Source organism: Colwellia sp. MB3u-45 (assembly GCF_014077005.1).
In the GTDB taxonomy this organism is placed as follows: domain Bacteria; phylum Pseudomonadota; class Gammaproteobacteria; order Enterobacterales; family Alteromonadaceae; genus Cognaticolwellia.
Window position 1 is genome coordinate 53,629 of the sequence record NZ_JACGVC010000052.1, and the last position, 21,173, is coordinate 74,801.

General features: G+C 38.0%; 22 protein-coding genes. 9 read left to right on the forward strand and 13 right to left on the reverse strand.

Annotated features, from left to right (window positions below):
- Window positions 1-115: 115 nt before the first annotated feature.
- Together H4J41_RS15090 and H4J41_RS15095 are read right to left on the reverse strand one after the other, a co-directional pair.
- Window positions 116-382, reverse strand: a complete 267-nt coding sequence (locus H4J41_RS15090) for a hypothetical protein (RefSeq protein ID WP_182137560.1) — start codon at window positions 380-382, stop codon at window positions 116-118.
- A 348-nt stretch (window positions 383-730) separates the two neighbouring features.
- Window positions 731-2,104: a hypothetical protein gene (locus tag H4J41_RS15095; RefSeq protein WP_182137561.1), complete on the reverse strand. Its 1,374-nt coding sequence runs from the start codon at window positions 2,102-2,104 to the stop codon at window positions 731-733.
- A 585-nt stretch (window positions 2,105-2,689) separates the two neighbouring features.
- On the opposite strand from H4J41_RS15095, the gene H4J41_RS15100 reads away from it, so the two are divergent.
- Together H4J41_RS15100 and H4J41_RS15105 are read left to right on the forward strand one after the other, a co-directional pair.
- Window positions 2,690-2,944, forward strand: coding sequence for a hypothetical protein (locus H4J41_RS15100; protein ID WP_182137562.1), 255 nt, complete (start codon window positions 2,690-2,692; stop codon window positions 2,942-2,944).
- 137 nt (window positions 2,945-3,081) lie between these two features.
- The gene (locus H4J41_RS15105) at window positions 3,082-3,423 is read left to right on the forward strand and encodes a Fis family transcriptional regulator (protein WP_182137563.1); all 342 of its coding nucleotides are present in this window, start codon (window positions 3,082-3,084) and stop codon (window positions 3,421-3,423) included.
- Here H4J41_RS15105 and H4J41_RS15110 read toward each other — a convergent pair.
- Entirely contained in the window at window positions 3,420-4,040 is a 621-nt protein-coding gene (locus H4J41_RS15110) for a LysE/ArgO family amino acid transporter (RefSeq protein ID WP_182137564.1), read from the reverse strand. The two genes, H4J41_RS15105 and H4J41_RS15110, sit on opposite strands and share 4 nt — an antisense overlap.
- A 156-nt stretch (window positions 4,041-4,196) precedes the next feature.
- Between H4J41_RS15110 and H4J41_RS15115 the strand changes: the two genes are divergently transcribed.
- Window positions 4,197-5,096 carry a LysR family transcriptional regulator ArgP gene (locus tag H4J41_RS15115; RefSeq protein WP_182137565.1) on the forward strand — a complete coding sequence of 300 codons (900 nt, stop codon included), beginning with the start codon at window positions 4,197-4,199 and terminating at the stop codon, window positions 5,094-5,096.
- Window positions 5,097-5,175: 79 nt separating this feature from the next.
- Window positions 5,176-5,667 (forward strand): GNAT family N-acetyltransferase, encoded by a 492-nt coding sequence (locus H4J41_RS15120; protein ID WP_182137566.1) that lies wholly within the window; start codon window positions 5,176-5,178, stop codon window positions 5,665-5,667.
- Here the strand turns inward: H4J41_RS15120 and H4J41_RS15125 are convergent.
- Window positions 5,636-6,364 carry an oxidoreductase gene (locus tag H4J41_RS15125; RefSeq protein WP_182137567.1) on the reverse strand — a complete coding sequence of 243 codons (729 nt, stop codon included), beginning with the start codon at window positions 6,362-6,364 and terminating at the stop codon, window positions 5,636-5,638. The genes H4J41_RS15120 and H4J41_RS15125 overlap by 32 nt on opposite strands.
- 541 nt (window positions 6,365-6,905) lie before the next feature.
- Between H4J41_RS15125 and H4J41_RS15130 the strand changes: the two genes are divergently transcribed.
- Window positions 6,906-7,874 carry a sensor domain-containing diguanylate cyclase gene (locus H4J41_RS15130; protein ID WP_182137568.1) on the forward strand — a complete coding sequence of 323 codons (969 nt, stop codon included), beginning with the start codon at window positions 6,906-6,908 and terminating at the stop codon, window positions 7,872-7,874.
- A 681-nt stretch (window positions 7,875-8,555) separates the two neighbouring features.
- On the opposite strand, the gene yegD is transcribed toward H4J41_RS15130, so the two are convergent.
- Window positions 8,556-9,914 (reverse strand): molecular chaperone, encoded by a 1,359-nt coding sequence (gene yegD, locus H4J41_RS15135; RefSeq protein ID WP_182137569.1) that lies wholly within the window; start codon window positions 9,912-9,914, stop codon window positions 8,556-8,558.
- Between the two features lie 315 nt (window positions 9,915-10,229).
- Here yegD and H4J41_RS15140 point away from each other — a divergent pair, with 315 nt between their 5' ends.
- Entirely contained in the window at window positions 10,230-10,385 is a 156-nt protein-coding gene (locus tag H4J41_RS15140; protein ID WP_182137570.1) for a hypothetical protein, read from the forward strand.
- A 244-nt stretch (window positions 10,386-10,629) separates the two neighbouring features.
- Here H4J41_RS15140 and H4J41_RS15145 read toward each other — a convergent pair whose 3' ends face one another.
- The 3 genes from H4J41_RS15145 to H4J41_RS15155 form a co-directional block, all read right to left on the reverse strand.
- A complete protein-coding gene (locus H4J41_RS15145; RefSeq protein ID WP_182137571.1) occupies window positions 10,630-11,427 on the reverse strand; it encodes a ribonuclease H family protein in 798 nt (265 codons plus the stop codon).
- Between the two features lie 61 nt (window positions 11,428-11,488).
- Window positions 11,489-12,277 (reverse strand): prolipoprotein diacylglyceryl transferase, encoded by a 789-nt coding sequence (gene lgt, locus H4J41_RS15150; RefSeq protein ID WP_182137572.1) that lies wholly within the window; start codon window positions 12,275-12,277, stop codon window positions 11,489-11,491.
- A gap of 87 nt (window positions 12,278-12,364) precedes the next feature.
- Window positions 12,365-12,586: a hypothetical protein gene (locus tag H4J41_RS15155; RefSeq protein ID WP_182137573.1), complete on the reverse strand. Its 222-nt coding sequence runs from the start codon at window positions 12,584-12,586 to the stop codon at window positions 12,365-12,367.
- 261 nt (window positions 12,587-12,847) lie between these two features.
- On the opposite strand from H4J41_RS15155, the gene H4J41_RS15160 reads away from it, so the two are divergent.
- Window positions 12,848-13,768, forward strand: a complete 921-nt coding sequence (locus tag H4J41_RS15160) for an aldo/keto reductase family oxidoreductase (RefSeq protein WP_182137574.1) — start codon at window positions 12,848-12,850, stop codon at window positions 13,766-13,768.
- A gap of 96 nt (window positions 13,769-13,864) precedes the next feature.
- Here H4J41_RS15160 and H4J41_RS15165 read toward each other — a convergent pair whose 3' ends face one another.
- Window positions 13,865-16,243 (reverse strand): peptidase U32 family protein, encoded by a 2,379-nt coding sequence (locus H4J41_RS15165; RefSeq protein WP_182137575.1) that lies wholly within the window; start codon window positions 16,241-16,243, stop codon window positions 13,865-13,867.
- Window positions 16,244-16,360: 117 nt separating this feature from the next.
- Here H4J41_RS15165 and H4J41_RS15170 point away from each other — a divergent pair, with 117 nt between their 5' ends.
- Entirely contained in the window at window positions 16,361-17,149 is a 789-nt protein-coding gene (locus H4J41_RS15170) for a glutathione S-transferase (protein ID WP_182137576.1), read from the forward strand.
- Window positions 17,150-17,319: 170 nt separating this feature from the next.
- Here H4J41_RS15170 and H4J41_RS15175 read toward each other — a convergent pair whose 3' ends face one another.
- The 4 genes from H4J41_RS15175 to H4J41_RS15190 all read right to left on the reverse strand — a co-directional run bounded on the left by H4J41_RS15175 (window position 17,320) and on the right by H4J41_RS15190 (window position 20,224).
- Window positions 17,320-17,688 carry a PH domain-containing protein gene (locus H4J41_RS15175; RefSeq protein WP_182137577.1) on the reverse strand — a complete coding sequence of 123 codons (369 nt, stop codon included), beginning with the start codon at window positions 17,686-17,688 and terminating at the stop codon, window positions 17,320-17,322.
- A 258-nt stretch (window positions 17,689-17,946) separates the two neighbouring features.
- Entirely contained in the window at window positions 17,947-18,177 is a 231-nt protein-coding gene (locus H4J41_RS15180; protein ID WP_182137578.1) for a DUF3565 domain-containing protein, read from the reverse strand.
- A 212-nt stretch (window positions 18,178-18,389) separates the two neighbouring features.
- Window positions 18,390-18,917 carry a peptide deformylase gene (def, locus tag H4J41_RS15185; RefSeq protein WP_182137579.1) on the reverse strand — a complete coding sequence of 176 codons (528 nt, stop codon included), beginning with the start codon at window positions 18,915-18,917 and terminating at the stop codon, window positions 18,390-18,392.
- Window positions 18,914-20,224, reverse strand: a complete 1,311-nt coding sequence (locus H4J41_RS15190) for an MFS transporter (protein WP_182137580.1) — start codon at window positions 20,222-20,224, stop codon at window positions 18,914-18,916. Before H4J41_RS15190 ends, def begins: the two co-directional genes overlap by 4 nt.
- 294 nt (window positions 20,225-20,518) lie before the next feature.
- Between H4J41_RS15190 and recR the strand changes: the two genes are divergently transcribed.
- Window positions 20,519-21,124, forward strand: coding sequence for a recombination mediator RecR (recR, locus tag H4J41_RS15195; RefSeq protein ID WP_182137581.1), 606 nt, complete (start codon window positions 20,519-20,521; stop codon window positions 21,122-21,124).
- Window positions 21,125-21,173: the final 49 nt, after the last annotated feature.

Below are 21,173 nucleotides of genomic sequence, written 5' to 3' on the forward strand. Positions count from 1 at the left end.
AACTCTACGCTGGCGCATAAAAAAACAATATGTGGAGGGTTAATAAACGAAAACCTTTGCCGATTCAATTTTTAAAACTTAGCAGACAAAGGCTGACTGTTGCGAAAAGTAACCGTTAGTCGGTGGTTACTGTTTCTGGTGACCTGGTATAATACTTAACTAAACCAATCACCGAGGCGGCAATCCAAAATAGTTCAATAACAAAACTCGCCAAATTAAAGTTATAGCACAGGCTAATTAACAGTAATATTGCGCCAAAAAGGTTCGTTAGGTTATAAGCCAAACTTTTAGGATTTAATTTTTCTAGTTGTAACATTATAAATGCGGCAACGATGAGAAAGGTTCCTGACATGCCAATGATATTAAATAATAAATCAATCATAAGAAACTCCAAGCTATAGAGGGTGATCCAAAATGCTGGCCCTATCCGTGGGTTGGATCGTTTTCGTTCCATGAAACAGCTTGTCGCTTTACCGATAGTAAGACTATAAGCGTTACTAGGATAATTTCGCCGTTATTGTAGGCAGTTTTTTGCATAAGGTAAAGCAACAAACGCTGACCAAGTGACAGAAATAGCAAGGTAGACATTTTCTTAAGTGCCGCAATATTGTCATTTATACTCAGTTTGAGTAGATTATAAAAATTGAACACCACATAATTTTTTGCATGCTTGTGCTTTACTTTAAAATACCTAGCCTAATATCCTAGTTTGACCATCAGCTTGTCGCTATTAATCGTCGTCATCTATTTTCATTGCTTCAATGTTAATAATAGTTGAGCGATTTAGTGTTATCTTAAATCGTTGTATTTGTTGCAGTTCTTGTTTATCTGTTTGCATTAATACGACATTAATTTGGTAGCGGCGTTCAACCGCTTGCTTGGTTATTTTACTGCCATCAAGTGAATATAAACGGCCTTCTCCTTTTTTCAGGAAGCGAATAAAGGGGGTTAAATTAAAATAGATACGTTGCTGAATTTCATCATAGCCAGGCAAAAAACTTTTAGCATTAACTTTAGTGTCACTGCGAAAATGTAGCAATTGTGCCGCTTGTTTGTTTTGATGACGCCGAGTTTGAAATAACTTATCAACTTGCTGAGGTAGATCTTTATTGCGAATATATTCTAGCCAAATGGTTTGACTAGCGATACGGGTTTTATTAACATTATTTGTGTAAATATTTCTCCATTTAGGTAAGCCTTTTTGAATGCTACGCCAAATAACACGGGTTATATCGTCTTTAAATATCTCCCTTAAACCATAAACAACGCCTAACATGCCTACTAAGGCAATCGTGACTTCAGTAAAGTTTGCCCGTGCATTTAGCACTAACAACATCACAAACGCCATAATAATCGCTGTAACTGTGCCACGCACAATGCGTTTTAAATTACGATTGAGGCTTTTCATTTCTTTTTGCAGTACGACGCCGTATTCGATTAATCGTTGCAGTAAACGCATTTTATTGGTGATGCGGTTAGGGTCAGCTAAGGTAACTTCTGAATTATATTTATGGGTTGTACGGTATTCATTTTCACTGCGACATAGCGCAAACAAGAAGTTTCTTTCAGTGGAAAATTCACTACTTTTTGGTCCTCGAGATAGCAACTTTAAAAATGACTGCTCTACTTGCCAACTAAGGTAGTTGTCAGCATTTTGAAAAAATGGACTGAGCTTTTTATCTGATGGCGTATATCGTCTTAATTTTTTCAGTAAACCAGAAATCAACTCTGCTAGTACAATGGCTTGTGGGTAAAAATCTTTACTTTCTTTAAGCTTAATCGTTTGTTTTATATCAGTGTCGAGAGCAATTAAAATTTGATAAGAAAATAAATTAAGGTTAAGTCGATAGTCACTTAGTTCACCTTTTTTTTGGCTAATAAAGCGGCTTCTTACTAATGGCAAGTGCAGTTGGTCTGAGTAATAAGCACTATGATTTTCTATACTGCTATGAAAGTAATGCTCCTCGTCTAGGGTTTTAGGGCCGATACCCATTTCAACCGGTAATGAAAAGTATAAATCGAGTCTTTGGTGGTCAGTAGGCAACAACTGGTAACTGACCTTGATGGAAAGGTTTTCGTCTTGGGTGAGTTTAGCGTTATTCACTTCTATCCTCTACTTCTTGTCGGTTTTATTGCCAAGCCTGAATCAAATCACTATCTATGACTTTGATGAGTAATCTCATCATAAAGTGAGTTAATTGCTGATCGTTTTTACTATAGGTTATTTTAAGGACAATTTTTAGCTTTAAGATGAATACTATATTGGTAACTTCGCTAAATGTAATGAAAAAATCAGCGATTAATTAGTGCTTAATATATATTAAACTTGCATTAACTTAGTTATAGCTTGAAAATTTTGAGTTTATACTGCCCACTAGTAATATATGGCATTGGTTACTTTTTTGATACTCTTTTGATGGTCTTTTAACAGTCATTGCCCGATCACTTAGTACACTTTAAATAGTAAACTTTAAATAGTACAAATTAAAAGTTGATATTTACTGTTTGGTAGCCAAAATAAATTATTTTTCTGGGGCGTTTTTAGAGAAATAGGTCCGAAGTGGAGTTACTTTGAGTTATACCCTTAGATAACGCTTTCAAATGAAAGTACAAATTTTATACTTTTATGGCAGTATAAGCTAAGCTGTTGTTCAAACATTGGATTTTTGTGAAGAAGGGAATTTATAACATGACCTTAACTAGAAGGATTACTCTACTTAACCTCACTATTATTATTACCTTACTTTTAGCGGCTTTTTTAGTGACAAAAGTATATGCCAAAACACCGACAGAAAATCATGCTGAATTGAAAAAATCACAGCATTTAACGAGTGATAACAATCGTCTTTTTGTTGAGCATTTGTTAAGCCAAGTTGACGCGCAAACATACTTTAGCTTGCCAGCACCCACTTATGCTTATATCGCTAAGTTAAAAACCAATTAATAATGATGGCAGCTTCCCTGACTTGAAAGCTATTTCATTAAAATCTCTGCTTACAACAAGACCAAAAACTTAATCAAAGTGCTATTATATAAAGTGTATTCATCGAAGATAAAGTTTAAAGGTAATGTTAATAAATAATGCGTAAATCAGATAAGAAAATAGACAATCAAATCATAAAGTCGTTAACCGAAGTATGCCAATCAGCGCTAGAAGAAATTGACGGCTTTGAATGGTTAACCCATACGGTTAATTTCGATAACTTTCCCGACAGTCTAAAAGTTGTTTGTGTTTTTGATAGCAATAAAAAATTAGCGAGCTATCTCAAGTCATCTGATAGTAAGCACTTAGCGTTATTAATAGCCGATAGCTTGGCAGATATTGGCATAAAGCTAAACAGTGTTAAAAACCAAATAGAATTAGACAGCGAAGAAAATTGCACCCTGTATCACGCTGGAAATTGGCATAAAAGATTATCTTAACTTGCTAGGCTATTAAATAATGACCATGCGATGGCGCACATGATTAGTCCAACAAGCATATCAATAACTCTTCTCACCTTAGCTTGGTTAAGCCAAGGTGACATTTTTGCTGCCGCCCCAGCTAAGCTATAAAACCACAGCATAGATGCCAACATAGTGCCGAGTGCAAAGGCGATTTTTTCATTACCTTGAAATTGTCCGCCAACACTGCCCAATACTAGTACTGTATCAAGATAAACATGCGGGTTTAACAGGGTTACCGCTAACGTTGAAACAATCACCAAACCAGGCTTCTTGTGTGCTTTATCGGTTGAACTTTGCTCACTGGTGCTGCTATTAAGCCATGCTTGGCGAAATGACAAGCTAGCATAAGCCAGTAAAAAAATAATACCTGCCCAAGAAATTACTGTTACCAAGGTTGGCGATGTCGCAATAAGCTGTGCGCCACCAAACACCCCTAATGCAATAAGGACAACATCACAAACCATGCAAATTGAAGCGGCTAAAAAGTGATGATTTTTTTTAATACCGTGATTGAGGATATGAGAGTTTTGCGCGCCAATAGGTATAATCATGCTGGCCCCTAAAAAAAGGCCTTGTAGTAGGGGGGAAAACATTTTTGCTCCTAAAAATTTCATGCTGTGCTAAGTTATTGCGGCTAATTTAACGAAAAACAAATCATAAGTATAATTAATGATTTTAATCTTTGATTAGTTTTGCTAATGTTGTTTTTGCTAACATGAGTAAGATATGTTGCTAACATCAGGGGGTAAATGGTCTTGCTAGATTATAAGTTATTACATGCATTGAGCGTGGTATTAAATGAGCAAAGCTTTGACAAAGCGGCATCGGTATTAGCTATCACACAATCTGCCGTGTCTCAGCGTATTAAAAGCTTAGAGCAAATTATAGGCCAACCGGTATTAATTCGGGCACAACCGATAGTGGCAACGGCTATTGGCAAAAAATTACTTGGCCATTATCAACAGGTAAAATTACTTGAACAAGACATTATTCCTGATATTTCAGGTAATAAAAAACATGAAACTATTACTGCCAATATCGCTAGCAATGCCGATAGTTTAGCCACTTGGTTAATTGCAGCAATTGGTGACGTTAGTCATCAATATAACCTAGCGGTAAATTTTCGATTGGCTGATGAAAACAGAACCATTAACTATTTGAAAGATGGTGAGGTTTTTGGTGCGATTAGTACATATGATCAGGCTTTACCTGGCTGTACATTAGAAAAACTCGGTGATATGCACTATTTGTTAGTTGCTGCGCCAAGCTTCATTGCAAGCTATTTTCCTGAGGGTATTAATAAACAAACCTTGGCACGAACACCCGCGGTTGCTTATGATCAAAAAGACGATATGCATATTAAATATATCGAACAAACCTTTGGCTTAAAAGGCGGTTCATACCCGTGTCATACCGTACGCTCTTCAGAAGCCTTTGTTAATTTTGCCAAACAAGGTTTAGCCTATTGTTTGATCCCTAAATTGCAAATACAAGCAGAACTTGCATCAGGAGAGCTGATCAATTTAATGCCAGAAAACCCGATAATTAGAACACTTTACTGGCATCATTGGGTATTATTGAAAGGGGTATTTAAGCAGCTTTCAAGCGCAATAATTAGCCGTGCACAATACGCGCTAAATAATCAATAATTTGCTAATATTCAGTGTTATCTGAAATGGCCAGTAAAATAGCCAGTAAATGAGTCAATAAAATAGTCAGGAGTTAAATGTGAGCAATTTAGTCGTTAGAACAGCAACAGCAGACGATACCAGTATATTATTTAAATTTATTATCGATCTCGCTATTTATGAAAAAGCGGAACACGAAGTATTAGCCACCGAGCAAACAATAAAAGCCAGCATTTTTGCTGAAAATAGTCATGTTTTTGCCTTAATTTGCGAGCTAGATGGGGTTGCCGTTGGCTCAGCCATTTACTTTTTTAATTATTCAACTTGGTTAGCAAAATCAGGTCTTTATTTAGAAGACCTGTACGTTATGCCAGAATATCGTGGTAAAGGCGCAGGTGTTAAGCTGTTAAAAGCTATGGCAAAAATTGCTGTGGAAAAAGACTGCGCACGGTTTGAATGGAGTTGCTTAGATTGGAATACACCGTCAAGAGAATTTTATCACTCACTCGGTGCTGTCGCGCAAGAAGAGTGGGTTGGCTATCGCATGACAGGTAAAACACTTAGTAATTTTGCAGCTGATCTGACTGAATAATACTAACACCCACTGGAGGGTTTTCTGCATAAACTAGCATAGCGTTTGCTACCTTCTTTGCTTGAATTACTTGGTATTTTTTTGGGATAATAAAAGCTAGCGCGTTCATCACTATTGTACCTAATTGCTCGCCAAGTCGAAATTCATCACGCTGCCCAGATAACATTGACGGGCGAAATAGACCCAGATGTTGGTAATCTAAGTTACTTAAGTCTTTTTCTATTTTGCCTTTTATCTGGTTATAAAATATAGCAGATGCTTCATTTGCTGACATTGCCGTGACTATGGCAAATAAAGTGGCATGTTGACCATAAAAGTATTTGGCGATAAGCAGCGGATAATGATGGTCAATTTCAGAAAAAGCAGTTTTAGAACCGGCTTTTTTTATGGTACTGCCCAGAGTGCAAAATATATGATCAATCGTTTTTATCTTGTGGTTAGCGCCTATATCCTGAGGTTTATTATCCAAAAAGGTACTTGAGGTCAATTCTGCTGCTAGATGTTCAAAATTAATTTGCCATTGTTCAAGTTTAGTATCTTCTATTAAGAGTGGTTTACGTACTAAGGCGATAACTTTGCTATAGGTTTTGCTGGCTAATAGTTGCTGTAACAAATGTTGTCCCACTAAACCACTGGCGCCAACAATTAGCGCCACTTTGGCTTGCTCTGGTTTATGTCCATTGGTACAAGTTGTCATTTTTTTTAACCCTAAGACAGTGGAGAATAATATACCCTAATAATAAAGTCTCATATTAAGTGCTTAACTAGCTACTTAAATCTTAAAAAAGACTAACATTATTGCCTAGCATTCATGCGAACATAAAATCGTTTTGGCCATGTTCAGACACTTATCTAAACCAGTAAATATCTCCTTATCCTTTGAAAATATAAACGTAATCATTTAATTTTAGATTGAGTTGTTGTAGGCAAATCAAAACGTTAAGTGATAAATGCTATGCTAGTATTACCTTATGTATATTAAGTAACTTAGCTGGTTAATAGGTAACGAATGAAGGTTTAAATGGATGTGGGTTTACTCATAAGTCAAAGTTTAATGTATTGTTTTATATAGATAAATTTATTTTATCCAAGCAGTTGTTTAGCGACTCAATTGGTCACAGCCTGGCCCGATTATTTTGTGCAAAACTCTTTTTTTAAAGCGCTTTATTTTTTAAAGAAACCATCTTAATTTGCTGATACAATCTGAAGAGTTTACATTTTAAATTAAGTACCCCCTAATGATTAAGCCTGCAGTGCCCAGAAATGAAGTTGAACGTTTGTATGCGCTTAGAACCTTAAAAATACTTGACTCATCACACGAAGAGCGCTTTGATCGAATTACTCGTATGGCTAAACGCATGTTTAACGTATCAATCTCGCTGGTCAGTATAATTGACGAAGACCGTCAATGGTTTAAATCCACGCAGGGACTCGAGCTTTTGGAAACGCCTCGCGACATTTCATTCTGTGCACATGCTATTAATCAAGATAACTTATTCATAGTGCCTGACGCTTCCAAAGATAAACGCTTTTTCGATAATCCTCTTGTTACTGGTGGTCCGAAAATTCGCTTTTATGCCGGTTGTCCTTTAAAAATTAGACAAGGTATTAATATAGGTACTTTGTGTCTTATCGATACAGAACCTAAACATCTTAACGAAGAAGACCAAGAGTTACTTGAAGATCTAGGGGCTATAATTGAGCAAGAAATCAAATCTATTGAACTCGCTACCTTAGATGAGTTAACCATGATTTCTAACCGACGTGGTTTTTTGACTCTGGCCGATCATAGTTTAAAAGTATGTCGACGTAATCAAATGTCAATGTCGTTTATATTCTTTGATCTAAACCAATTTAAGATCATTAATGATGAACATGGCCATCACGAAGGCGATTTTGTCTTAGCCACTTTTGCCAAAATAATGCTTAATTCATTTCGAGACTGTGATTTGATCGCTCGACTCGGTGGAGATGAATTTGTGGCTATGCTGAGCGACTCTGACTATTACTCAGGGAAAGCAAATATAGCACTAGAGCGATTTGCTGGCGCTATTGATCAAGCAAATAAAACCTTAAATAAACCCTACAAAATTGAGTACAGTGCCGGTGTTAGTTATTTTAAGCATGACACGGACAAATCAATAGAAGCAATGCTCAAAGAAGCTGATGCAGCTATGTATAAGCAAAAAAAAATTAATGCTCTATAGCTCGACGTTATAACTGTTTCACTAAATTAGTAAGTTAAATATCAGGCCATGTAGTCGTTGATAAATGTCTGCCAAACGACTAAGTTTTAGCGATGAAAAGCAGTACAGAACAGTTGAGGATATTTTCTTAGTAAAATTTACTGGCAAGTTTTAGTGTTTTCACGCAGTTACAACTAGTGATTAACGATAGGTACTTTTTTCAAAATTTTAGCTTATACCAATTTCATTAATTAGATGGTCTACTTTATACGCAGGAAAAATGGCCAAATATAAGGCATTTATTTTAATCACTAGTTGTTCTAATTATTAAATAAATAACGCAGTAGTGGGTTATTTTAACCAGTAAAAATGATCAGATAATGAGTGAGATTGGTATTATTGCCGTTGATAAATCACACTAGCTTAAAGCGGGATTAATCTACTATTCTTGCGGTAGTTCTATTAGCTATCAAGGTCATAAATACAGGCACTTAGCCATTTAGCAACAGACTATTCATAACTCTTTTAACTCAAGTCGTGTTTAACACTTATCAACAAAACTTATCAATATAAGTTACTTTAATAAAAGCTATTTATTAAAGTAACTGTCTATAAAATATCAACATTTAAAGTCATAAACTTTATTATTCGCTAGCGTTAATGACTTTAAATAGGGCTAAATTTTTTGCTCAACCAATAAGCTTATGCATAGATAGTGTTAGCCCAGCGCGTTAGGCCAGCCGTTACGCTGCCAAAATGGTCACCAACAACAATAGGGGTATGTTGAAATTGCGATTGTAAAAACTTATTTAACATCGGTGATTTAGCACTACCGCCAGTGACAAACACCACATCAGGCTGACAGTTAGCTTGGGCAATTGCATCTTTCATTAGCGCGGCTATCGCACTGAGTTGTCGATGACATGCCTCAGTAAAACCATCCCTATCAAGCTTAACAGTGAGCCCTTCATAGATATCAGATAAATCTATTTGCTGCTCGGTTTGCTCGGTTAAGCCAATTTTGCTTTGCTCTGCGGCATTAACTACACGGTAGCTCAATTTTTGTTGTTGAACAGTTAACAAACGAGTTAATAACTCAGGATGTTCTGCATCGCGGATCAGTTGCTGTAAAAAGCGTCCATTTTCGGCACTGTAAAATTGTGTTTGATGACTAATATTGTTAATCGCCATAGCCTGAAAGTAACTGTTACTTGGCATTGTTTTACCCGATTTTAATAAACTATCTAAACCAAAACTCGGCATGATACCTTTAAGGGCAAAGGCAATATCAAAATCATTACCACCAACTCGTTCACCACTGTGGCTTAATAAATCATTGCCTCTATCCGTTAACGCAGCATGCTCTGGTCCCATTAAAAGCATTGAGCAATCTGTGGTACCACCGCCAATATCAACCACTAATACTTTAGTTTCTGTAGTCAGACTAGCTTCATATTCAAAGCCGGCTGCAACAGGTTCAAATTGAAATTCAACATCTTTAAAGCCAACCCGTTTTGCTGCATTGGTTAATATTTGTATGGCTTGTCGATTACTTTCTTCGCCTTTCATTCCTTGAAAGTTAATAGGGCGACCAATAACAGTTTGATCAACACTTCTGCCAAGACTTTCTTCGGTGAGCGTTTTTATATTGCTCATCATAGCGGCAACAATATCTTCAAATAAATCAACTTGCTGTGGCATTAAACCACTGGCACCAAGAAACGATTTTGGTGATTTTATGTAGTAGCCTTCGTCCGGCTCTTGTAAATAGTTATTTAATGCGGCTTGGCCAAACGATAATTCGGTTGGATAGCCATCTAAGGTCAGCTCTCGTAGTGAGTTTTTTCCTTTGTTTAGCTGTGCTTGACGTTGCTGTTGAAAGCTTTTTTGTTCTGCCAAAGCCAAGTTGTCGTGCAGCCAGTTGACAATAATGTCACGACTGGGCGCATACAAAGTTGAGGAGATATAGCGACCATGATCACCTAAAGATAATAGTTCTGGCGTGTTGTTTTTCATTACGCCGACAGCACAGTTCGATGTACCGTAATCAAATCCGATCATGTTGATATCCAAATATAAAATGGCCGCGAAGGATACTGGGATATGTAGCACTAGGCAAGGGCTTTTAGCTTATTAGGTACATTTTTAATAAGCTAAAAGCCCATAAGTCATTATTAATTTATTTCAAAGGCGCACAAACGTAGTTTTAATCCTGTCAATCACGGCCATATCGACGCTCACAGCTTAAACTTTTGCCGTGTAAATTTTTTCGCGGTTGAATCGATTTATGAATCGATTTAAATTTAGGCGAAAAAATAAAAAATCAGGGATGAAATGCAGAAGAAGTGATCTCGCTCGACTGATAAAGCTAAAGCCATGATGAAAGCAGCGAGTGATAAATTAACCCACTACCTAGCGAATACTGGTTTAAACCTTAAACAGGTTAATGCTGAAGGTGGTAACGGCTTACAAGCCCAGGTGCTTTTATTATTGATAAAAACGGCATTAGTTGTGCCCTGCAAGCAAAAGTAGATTTAAAGTCGTATGTGGCGTTTTGAGTGGTTATTGCTGTGTTCACTAAAGGGCAAAATAGCCGGGTTATTAAGGGTAAATTATCTGAGTAATTCAAACCAAAAGGCAGCTTTAGGCTGCCTTTTGGTGTTTAATTTACATATGAGCAAGCTCACTCACTTGGTGAACATTTTAACGGGTTACTTTTTACCCGTATAAAATAGCTCAAGGCACGAATAAAATGGCCATAAAAGACTCAACTATTTTAGCCCGAAGCCATGGCCAAAATAGTTTTAATATCAAGTGTGTCTTGATATTGCACAAAACCTTTTGTGCACTTAACGCGTGCTAATACCGCCATTCTATCGGAGAGTTCATTCCCTTCTATATTGGCATGGCCTTTAACATGACTAATAATTAAATTACTTTTCAATGCTTGGTAGAGCGCAAAACATTGCTTAATTATTTCAAGGTTTTTAATTTCTTCACCTTTGCCACGAGTCCAGCCTTTAGCTTGCCAACCTTTTGCCCACTTAGTGATGCAATCAATTGAATATCTAGAGTCAGACAAGACTTGTACGGTTTTACCTTGTTTAATATGATCTTGTGCGTAGTTAAATGCGGCAAGTATGCCATTAAGTTCGGCGGTATTATTAGTGCCCATCGGCTCATATAAACCGTACCACAACTCAATGAGCTGTTGCTCTTGATACACGGCCATGCCCGTGCCTGACTTTCCTGGATTGGGAGAGCAAGCTCCGTCACAATAAATATTAATATCAGCACTTTGTTTAACCGGCGCTAAGCTATTACTTACGGCGCTACTATCCGCTTTAACGTAGGCAGCAGAAGCGGCAGGTTTAGTGCTTGCACTTTTACTCATCGAGCGCTTAGTTAATGCTTTAGTGTAGCTTGATTGAAACGCCGCCTCGGCTTCAGCTTTTGATGCAAAACCCATATATTGTGCATCGGCACGTCCTTGGGTGTGGCTTTTAACATCATTCCACTGTTCAAATACCCCAGTTTTAGCCCCTTTCCACACCACATAATATTTTTTACTCATCAATTGTTAACCCTATTTTATTCGCCATAATTTTTTATGCTCTGTACGCCATTTGTTAAGACTACTTTACTTTTTTATTGTTTTTAATTGACCAAACAATTAATAGGACACCGGCAATAAAAAACGGAATACTTAACATTTGCCCTGCAGTTAAGGCAATGTCAGCCGCATAGGCCGCTTGTTTTTCTTTCAACATTTCAATAAGAAAGCGAGCAGTAAAAATTAAAACTAAGAAAACGCCTAAAATAGCACCGGGTGGTGTTTGGGCTTTTTTCTGTTTATAAAAAATCATCAAAACAAAAAATATCGTTAAATAAGACAAGGCTTCATAAAGTTGAGCAGGGTGGCGAGCAAGGTTATCAATACGGGCAAAAACTACTGCCCAAGGGACATTACTCGGTGTGCCTAATATTTCAGAGTTAACAAAGTTTGCGCTGCGAACAAAAAAACCAAACAGCGCGGTACATATCGCGAGTCTGTCGAGTAACCAGAGAAAGTTCATCTGGTTTTTTTTGCTATAAATACCCGCCGCAATAATAGCACCTAAACCACCACCATGACTGGCCAAGCCACCTTCCCAAATGGCGATTATTTTCAGTGGGTTAGCAAAGTAATAGCTTGGGTCATAAAAGAAACAATGTCCTAAACGGGCACCGACGATAACACCAATAACGATATAGACCAGTAAGTTATCTAGCGCGACTAAATCTTGTTTCTCGGTTTGAAAAATCCACTTCATGACTTGTAAGCCAGATAAAATAGCGGTGGCGAATAACACGCCATACCAATGTATAGTCAATGGCCCAATGGAGAAAAATACGGGATCAAAGTCCCAAACTAAATGTTGCAAAGCGTAGCCCTTAATGTTGCTTATGTTACTTATGTTGAATGAGTTTAATGTGACTTTAAGTTAAGTCTTCACTTAAACAGCGATATTCTAGCAAGCTAGTGGTTGCTGTGCTGAATTAATTTCGTTGAAAGCGTTAATCACGTCTATGGGTTGTTCAACTCTGATTAAAACTTGTGCAAACGACTCAACAAAAGCCCCCATCATGCCCCAGTATTTTATTGGCCGGTTAAAGGTTATTTTTATATTGTGCTGTTTACTTCGGCCAATTTTTAAAAGTTCATTGCTTTTGCCTATACTGTTAACTTTCAATAAGAATATTACGCGTTATTTTACAGATGTTTTCACAATAAATATTCTTGTAGTGATGACAATAAGCGGTTTTATTTTAATCGTGAAGAAAAAGATGATTATATTCATCGCTATCCTATATATATGTAGAATAACTATATGATATTTTAAAGGCTTTAATTAAACATTCGGTTGTTCAATGGCCAGTACATGCGGTTGATCAATGGCCAACACATGAAGAATTTTAAGTATATTTAATCAATAATAATGAAGAGTAAAAACATGAAAAAAGTCTCAATGGGTAACTCGAGCATCGAATCTTCTCGTTTTATATACGGCTGCATGCGTATTGCCGGTGACAATAGTGCCAGTGATCGTATTAAAGGAAAAACAGCGATAATGGCTGCGCTAGAGGCGGGTTATAATCACTTTGATCATGCTGATATTTACGGAGCTGGTGAAAGCGAAAGTATTTTTGGTGAGCTGTTAGCTGAAAAACCACATTTACGTGAGCAAATTATTCTCACCTCTAAAGCCGGTATTCGACCGCGCAATAATGAGCAGGACACTTATGCCCCCACGCGTTATGACTTTAGCCAGCAATACTTGTTGGCTAGTGTTGAAGGTTCACTTAAACGTTTAAATACCGATCACTTAGATATGTTTTTATTGCATCGCCCAGATTATTTATTTGATGTGCATGAAGTCGCTGAAACTTTTGCGTTATTAAAAGCCAGTGGCAAAGTTAAGCATTTTGGTGTCAGTAACTTTAAACCGTCGCAAGTTGAATTATTAAAGTCTGCGTTAGCTATGCCCTTGTTGGTGAATCAAGTTGAAATTAATATTCACAATATTGACACCTTACTTGATGGCACGTTAGATCAATGTCAGCAGCATGGTATTACACCGATTGCTTGGTGTCCTTTAGGGGGTGTTGCTTACTCGGCTTGGGGAAATACTTTTTCAGGTGAAGATGAACAAAGAATTGAAAACGAATTAAGCCACCAAAGTGAAAAATATGCTTGCGCGCCTTGGCAAGTTATTCTGGCTTGGTTATTAAAACATCCAGCCAATATTTGCCCCATCATAGGATCAACCACACCAGAGCGCATTGTTGCCGCTAAACAAGCTTTAACACTAGATTACTCGCGAGAAGATTGGTATCGCTTATTAGAAGCTAGAAACGGCCAAGCTGTGCCATAACTATATTGAATCAACAATATATCGCATAAAAAAAGCCACTGAAAATGTCAGTGGCTTTTTTGTCATTTTAAGACCGGGCAGTCGCGAGTGATTTAGTTACAAACCATTATGATATTGAATATTGGTTGACTCAGGCACTAAATTATTCAGCTGTTGTTTTGCTGATGAATGGCTATCTATCGGATTTTTAGACTCGTCAGTAGGCTTTTTATCAGCTAATAACTCTTCAAACTGGCTGATCAACAACGCTTTATCAGGCGCTTGGCGATCACCGGTACCTATGTTGGTTAAATCAATCATAAAACCGTCGAATAAATCAGATAAGTCTTCAATAATTTCCATATTTAAAAACTGATCTTGGTTATAAATACTCGGATAACCGGCTTTTTGTTTATCAATCGCGAACGACACACCTTTGAGATTAGTGATGGTTGTTGATTTATCACAAGAGAGCATACAGCCATTGTCGATACGTGGTTTTTCACAGCCAACACTTTGTTGGAAGAAACACTGTCGGCTAGTCATCAACAAAATAGGGTGGTAAATACTGTAAAATAATTTAAAGTTTTCTGGGCGAGCAATATGTTTCATTTGCATGGCGTTAATTTCGTTAGAAATAAAGGCACCGCTACAGTCAAAGTCTTCTTTCATCGCTAACAGCGCGTAGGAATTAGTGGTATTTAAGAATGGGCCTGCTATCCATTTTATGCCTAAAGCATTGGCTTTATAAGCAATGCCAGTATTGTTAGTGACAATTAATAGCGGCTTTACTTGCTCTAAAATAGTTACGGCAGCGTCATAATCTTTACCAATTAGCACAGCCGGAAACCACGGAATTAAACGTGGATTGTCCTGTAAAAAACCAACATATTTTGTACAGTCACGTTTATAAGCATCAGGCAATTTAAAATAAATATCGGCATGGGTAATATGCGCTAACTCAGCATCTGCTTCGTCACAGATCAAAATAGACAATTCATTTTTTGCTTGGCTTTGAACTTGGCTGCTGAGTTGAGAGGCTACTTTTGGATGATTAACTAATGGCGGCAAGGTCACTTCTGGAATGATATCAACAGCATTATTTAACAAACTGGCGATTTGATTTTTCAGCGTGGTTAGCTCTTTAAACGGAATGCTTAAGCCGGTATTTAAGTTGTCACAGTTTAGCTCGGTCAGTAAAAACTCGGCGTTGTTAAAGCTTTTAAAGCGTTTTTCTATCGTGGCCTTATCAATACTGGCGTTTTCACTGGCGCGTAATAAGCTAGTGGATTGCACAGTGAAGCTATTTTGTTCAACAGAGAAGCCGGTAGTGGTTACGCTAACCTCTAAATGTTGTGCTGCTTGACCAGAAAAACGTAGCGATAGTGGTACTTTTTCAATACTTAAATGTTTTATTTTCTCAACCACTTCTGCTTCAATTTCATTTTTATCAGTTTGTAGGTTTTGCTCAACCTCATGAATTTGTACCACTGAAATCTGTTGCGACTTATCTTGAAACTTAGCTGGCGAATGGCTTTGGCTTTCAGTGGCGTTATGTTTATTTATGGCATGAACTTTTGAATTATCACGCGGATTATCAATAAACATTGATTGATTTAAATCGCCTCTTAAAAAGGCATTAGAAAAATCACGATTAAATACTTTGTAAAGACGTTCGCCATCTTCGGTTAATTCGCCGGTATTGAGGAAGCCATCAATTTGTTTACGAAAACTATCAACCACAGTATGTACATAGTTTGCGCCTTTAATACGTCCTTCAATTTTAAACGAATGCACACCAGCGTCGATTAAAGCGGGCAAATCAAAAAAGGCAGAGTTGTCTTTAATGTTTAATGGGAAATTATGACCTGTGGCTGTGGTTTCATATTCTTCTCGACAAGCTTGACTACAGCGGCCGCGGTTACCTGAATTGCCAACACTGGCAGAGGTTGAATAACATAAACCTGAAAAGGCCACACAAAGCGAACCATGAACAAATACTTCGCTCAACAGGTTATATTCACGACAGACAGCGGTTATGGCGGTAATTTCACGTAAGTTTAATTCTCTTGATAAATTAACCCGCGAAGCACCTAATTTTTTTAGGAACGGAATTTGTCCGATATTATGAGTGGTTAACTGGGTTGAAGCATGAATGTCTAAGGTCGGGAAATGCTTCTTGATGATATTAAACATGCCGATATCTTGTACGATAACGCCGTCTAACGTAGTGTTAACCAGTTTACTGAGTAACTTGGCAATAGACTTAAACTCACGTTCTAAAATAATCACATTTAAGGTTAAAAATATTTGGCATTGGTATTGGTGTGCCAAACGTATGATGCCAATCAGTTGTTCAAAGGATATATTAGCGGCGCGATTACGGGCATTTAGGGTATCTAAGCCGCAATATACCGCGTCGGCACCCGCTATAATGGCCGCTTTAATTGCGTCGACATCTCCACCGGGGGCTAATAATTCTATTTTATGATCCATTGGTACAACTTATTTTTTTCGCTAAATTTAAGAGCAGGGATTTTACCCGTATATTTCACCAATGAATACCGTTAAAGTTGCCGTTTATAAATAATGTTAATTCAATAGTTGCGTGTTATGGCATTACCTATCCTTTATTCATTAAGAAACTGTCCTTATGCAATGCGAGCACGTATTGCTATTTTTAAGTCGCATCAACCGGTTGCGCTGCGTGATCTGGTATTAACGGATAAACCTGCCGCGATGATTTTAGCTTCCCCCAAGGCTACCGTGCCTATTTTAGTCTTGGATGAAAACAGCCCGTTTAAGGAGGATAATGCGCGAGGGAATAAAGCATTAAGCGAAGCAAGTACAAATCGAGCAGAAGATAACCGTGTCGTTATCGATGAAAGCCTAGATATTATGCTATGGGCGCTTAAAAAATCTGATCCCAACAACTTACTCCATGCTGATAACAGGGGCACTTTACCTATAAAGCCAGACGAAAAAGTAAATACCTTCCCCAACAAGCCCAACGAAAAGTTAAATGAAATGTTGGCACTCATTACCGAGTTTGATGTTGAATTTAAATTGCGTTTAGAAGCTTATAAATGCGCCAAGCGTTACCACGAAACTAACCTGAATGAATGCCGAGCCGCATGCGAGCATTATATCCAACTATTGGAGTCACGCTTAATACAGCATGACTATTTATTCTCCGCACAAGAGAGTTTAGCTGACATTGCTCTGTTGCCGTTTATTCGTCAATTTGCCCGCATAGAACGCCAGTGGTATTTGCAATCACCGTATCCTAAACTGAAAAATTGGCTGAATCGTTACCTACAAAGCCCGATGTTTACCCGAGTAATGGCAAAGCATCCACTGTGGCTTGAGTGTGGTGAAGAGGTTATTTTTGTTGGTAAATAAAGTAGCCGGTAAGCGAGGGCAGGGAATTATCATGGGTTTAATTTTTTCGCTATTGTATGCCTTATATTAGCTGTCTTATACTAGCGATAAAACAGCTAAAATCACTATAGCCTGACATCAAAAATAAGCGGTATGTAGCTTAGTGATCATGATCAAGGCACTGTCAGCACTTATAATAAATAGCTAGAAATTATTTTTGATATTTCTAGCATTGAGGATTGCCCTGAAAACTCAAATTTCACTTTACCTAGGGCAGAAAAATATATTTCTAGTTCAGAATCAAGATCGAAGGTACCTGATGTTTCAATAGAGTAGGCAACAATATTTTTGTAAGGTAAAGAGGTGAAATCTTTTTTACTGCCAGTAATACCCTGAACATTAACCGCGATTATTCTCTTATTGGTAAAGACTACACCGTCACGCATGGTTTTATATGAGTCAACTATTTGTTCATCATCTAATAGTAGGTTGCTTACTTTTTCAGCATAATCAGTGTCTTGCTTAAGCTTGAAAAAACCTTTGTTATTAAAGTCAATCATCGAAAAATCCTTGTATTGTTGATAGTTAAGCTTTGATCCCTTGTTAGGGGTGCAGGTATAAGTACTCTATTGGGCTGTTCAGGTAAGCGTTATGTGTTTTTTTGGTCAACTCAGTGCATAAAAGTATGTTGAGTCGATAACCACACTGAACAGTCATGATTTAATCATTACTTAGTTGTTGTGCTTTTTCAAGATGCAATTTAAGTTGCGATCCCTTTGGGCAAGTCTGAACTTTGAAACCGAACGAGTCTAAGCCTATTAAGACGATGACGTTGATTCGATTGCAGGAAAGTCTCTAGCGGCACCATGTTCACACTTTATACAGTTTAGCTGCTGACCTAGCATCGCATGTCGGGTTGCCTTATTGACTACCCATGGGCGGTTAATAAAAGGCGGTTGATGACGAACATGTTGGAAGTGGCCACATTCTAGTCTCGCTACCCAATGATTTTCGTCATCAAGATGGTAGTCGATGATAGCTTGTAGCATATTGTTTTTTCCATTGACAATTTTATGGGATAGTTAGCGTGAGTTATGAGTAACCTGTCGTTGCTTATTGCTTATCTGTAATAGGTAATAGGTAATAGGTAATTAACAGCATAAAATCAGTAAGTTAATTTACAAGCCAAAAGTTATGATGAATAAGCAAAGTTACTAGGCGTTAGTTAAGGGGTTTTATTCATTATTTTTTACTTGGTTACCTAGTTACTTGCCATTGTTGCTCGCCATGTTTGTTCATCAATGGCATCAGCTTCATGGTCGAGTCGTTCAATAAAAGTAATACCATCAAGATGGTCTAACTCGTGCTGAAAAATACGCGCAAGAAAGTCAGTAAAGGTCTGTTGATGCGGCTTGCCTTGTTCATCGAGATATTGTACATAGATACTTTGATGACGACTGACCAAAGCTCGTTTGCCTTTCACACTTAAACAGCCTTCCCAGCCTAATACTTGCTGGGTACTGGCGCTGAGTATTTCTGGGTTAATGATAACCGCAGGCGCTAATAACGGCGCATCAGGGTAGCGTTCACTGGGCGCAGAACACATGATAAATAAACGCACACTTTTGCCAACTTGCGGCGCGGCAATACCAACACCATTGGCTTGGGCAACGGTAGCTTTTAGATCTTTAATTAGCTGCTTTATCTCCGCAGTGTGAACATTGGCTATTGGTTTTGCGATAGCAGATAAAACCGGCTCACCACGTTGTAAAATAGTTAAAGTGCTCATGATGATACTTCTCTTTTTTGCTCTGCATTGAGCGCAGTGTCTGTGGCGGCAGAGGTTTTATTTATTTTTTCACGTTCTTTTTTAAAGTAAAACCAGCTAACAACGAATAAGATAACAATAAAAGGTAAACCGGTTAATACCACCACATGCCAACCTGCTTTAAACAATATCCAGCCAGCCATTAATGACGCAATAGCCTGAAAGCCAAAAATAATAAAATCATTAATCGCCTGAACTTTATGACGTTCGCTAGCTTGATAACTTTGGGGTAATAGCGAGGTACCGGTAAGAAAAAGAAAATTCCAGCCAATGCCCAATAAAATTAATGCCCACCAATAATGCATCACTTGTTCACCCGACAAGGCAATAACCGTGACCACCGCATAAATGATTGTGCCTGTGAGCATTAAGTTTTTTAAGCCAATGCGTTTGACTAATAAGGCGGTAAATAATGATGGAATAAACATGGCGGCAATGTGACTTTGGATCACCCATTTTGTATCGTTTAAACTATGACCATGAAGTTTGTGCATGCTCAGGGGAGTTGCTGTCATTAGGTAACTCATCAGAGCAAAGCCAATAGCGGCTGACAACATGGCGATAATGAAAATGGGTTGTTTGATTATTTCACTTAAGGGCCTAGCTTCCCCTTGGTTATCACTCGTTGTTACTTCAGGATTAGTAAAGTTCAACATCAGCAACATAGCCAGTAGAAATAGCCCAGACAAAAATAAGAAAGAACCGGCATAGCCGTGTGGTGAGCTTAACCAGTCTTTTGCAGTTACGGCTATTTCAGGCCCTAAAAAAGCAGAAAAAATGCCACTGAGCATTAAAATCGATAATACCGTTGGCACTTCATTGCTGTTGCTAACACTTTCAATCGCGGCAAAGCGTAATTGTTGGGTAAAAGCGGTGCTAATACCCAGTAAAAAACTGGCTAAAATGAGTAATTCAAAATGGGCGTTTAAGGCAGCAAACATGGCGACCAGTGTGCCGGAAAAACCTAGTGTGAAGCCAGTAAATGTCGCAAAACGTCGACCTTTATTTTTAGCTAATAACGCCGCTGGAATAGCGCCACTGGCCACGCCGAGTATCATCATAGTCACCGGTAGGGTAACTAGTGCAGGATCAGCCCCCATGCTAGTGGCAAGTATACCGCCAATAAAAACAATCACTGGCGATGCGGCCATCACTAAAGGTTGCACTAAAAAAAGTAACCAGACGTTTTTGGGTAGCGTAAACAGCCGTTGTAAGCCAAAAAAGCTTAAGAGCAATAACGCCAGCGTTATGAAAATATTGATTAGCATTAACTGCCCTTATAGATGACTGCCGAATTTGGCTAAATAGTCTGAAGACTATCATACTGAAATTTTAAAGCTTTGGGGGAAATTAGCGATTTTGAAGATAATTAATTCTTTTTAATTATTTATTATCAATCGTTAAATCGAGTGATAAACTGCGTTTTGAAAATTATTCGTTTGCTTGATAAAGAGTCATAGGATTAATGGCAATAACTCTTTAGCCAAGTACTTTGCAAAAATTAATAATAGTAAGTCGAGCCATAAATTAGTCGATTTACTATAAGCCTAGAAAGAGTTGTAATGAAATTTAGCCCGTTAGTTCAAGAACTTATTGATTCATTAAAATGTTTACCTGGGGTTGGTGCAAAATCAGCACAACGCATGGCCTTTCATTTACTTGAGCGAAACCGTCATGGCGGTAACAAGCTTTCACAAACCTTGGCTCGGGCCATGGAAAATATTGGTCATTGCGAACAATGTCGTACATTTACTGAAGAAGCCTTGTGCGATATCTGCCTGAGTCCAAAGCGTAAAATAGCGGCGCAATTGTGTATTGTTGAAACGCCAGGTGATGTTATTGCTATTGAACAAACGGGTGAGTTTCAAGGGCTTTATTTTGTTTTAATGGGACATTTATCCCCCCTTGATGGTATTGGTCCAGACGATTTAGGTTTAGACGTGTTGGAAAAACAATTGGCGACAGGGCAATTTAGCGAAGTGATCTTGGCGACTAATCCGACTGTGGAAGGAGAAGCCACCGCGCATTTTATTGCTGAACTGACTCAAACCTACGATGTTAAAATTTCACGTATTGCTCACGGTGTGCCGGTCGGTGGTGAACTAGAATATGTTGACGGAAATACCTTGTCACATGCACTGTCAGGTCGTAAAAATTATAGCTTCTAGTCTTGATAAATCTAAGCCAGGGTTAGCATTTAGCGAGCACTTGATAAAC

Bases quoted from the DNA above. Each gene is read 5' to 3' on its own strand.
- H4J41_RS15090 (WP_182137560.1), bottom strand. From the start codon at position 382: ATGATTGATTTATTATTTAATATCATTGGCATGTCAGGAACCTTTCTC.
- H4J41_RS15100 (WP_182137562.1), top strand. From the start codon at position 2,690: ATGACCTTAACTAGAAGGATTACTCTACTTAACCTCACTATTATTATT.
- H4J41_RS15105 (WP_182137563.1), top strand. From the start codon at position 3,082: ATGCGTAAATCAGATAAGAAAATAGACAATCAAATCATAAAGTCGTTA.
- H4J41_RS15110 (WP_182137564.1), bottom strand. From the start codon at position 4,040: ATGTTTTCCCCCCTACTACAAGGCCTTTTTTTAGGGGCCAGCATGATT.
- H4J41_RS15115 (WP_182137565.1), top strand. From the start codon at position 4,197: ATGGTCTTGCTAGATTATAAGTTATTACATGCATTGAGCGTGGTATTA.
- H4J41_RS15125 (WP_182137567.1), bottom strand. From the start codon at position 6,364: ATGACAACTTGTACCAATGGACATAAACCAGAGCAAGCCAAAGTGGCG.
- H4J41_RS15130 (WP_182137568.1), top strand. From the start codon at position 6,906: ATGATTAAGCCTGCAGTGCCCAGAAATGAAGTTGAACGTTTGTATGCG.
- yegD (WP_182137569.1), bottom strand. From the start codon at position 9,914: ATGATCGGATTTGATTACGGTACATCGAACTGTGCTGTCGGCGTAATG.
- H4J41_RS15140 (WP_182137570.1), top strand. From the start codon at position 10,230: ATGATGAAAGCAGCGAGTGATAAATTAACCCACTACCTAGCGAATACT.
- H4J41_RS15145 (WP_182137571.1), bottom strand. From the start codon at position 11,427: ATGAGTAAAAAATATTATGTGGTGTGGAAAGGGGCTAAAACTGGGGTA.
- H4J41_RS15160 (WP_182137574.1), top strand. From the start codon at position 12,848: ATGAAAAAAGTCTCAATGGGTAACTCGAGCATCGAATCTTCTCGTTTT.
- H4J41_RS15165 (WP_182137575.1), bottom strand. From the start codon at position 16,243: ATGGATCATAAAATAGAATTATTAGCCCCCGGTGGAGATGTCGACGCA.
- H4J41_RS15170 (WP_182137576.1), top strand. From the start codon at position 16,361: ATGGCATTACCTATCCTTTATTCATTAAGAAACTGTCCTTATGCAATG.
- H4J41_RS15175 (WP_182137577.1), bottom strand. From the start codon at position 17,688: ATGATTGACTTTAATAACAAAGGTTTTTTCAAGCTTAAGCAAGACACT.
- H4J41_RS15180 (WP_182137578.1), bottom strand. From the start codon at position 18,177: ATGCTACAAGCTATCATCGACTACCATCTTGATGACGAAAATCATTGG.
- def (WP_182137579.1), bottom strand. From the start codon at position 18,917: ATGAGCACTTTAACTATTTTACAACGTGGTGAGCCGGTTTTATCTGCT.
- H4J41_RS15190 (WP_182137580.1), bottom strand. From the start codon at position 20,224: ATGCTAATCAATATTTTCATAACGCTGGCGTTATTGCTCTTAAGCTTT.
- recR (WP_182137581.1), top strand. From the start codon at position 20,519: ATGAAATTTAGCCCGTTAGTTCAAGAACTTATTGATTCATTAAAATGT.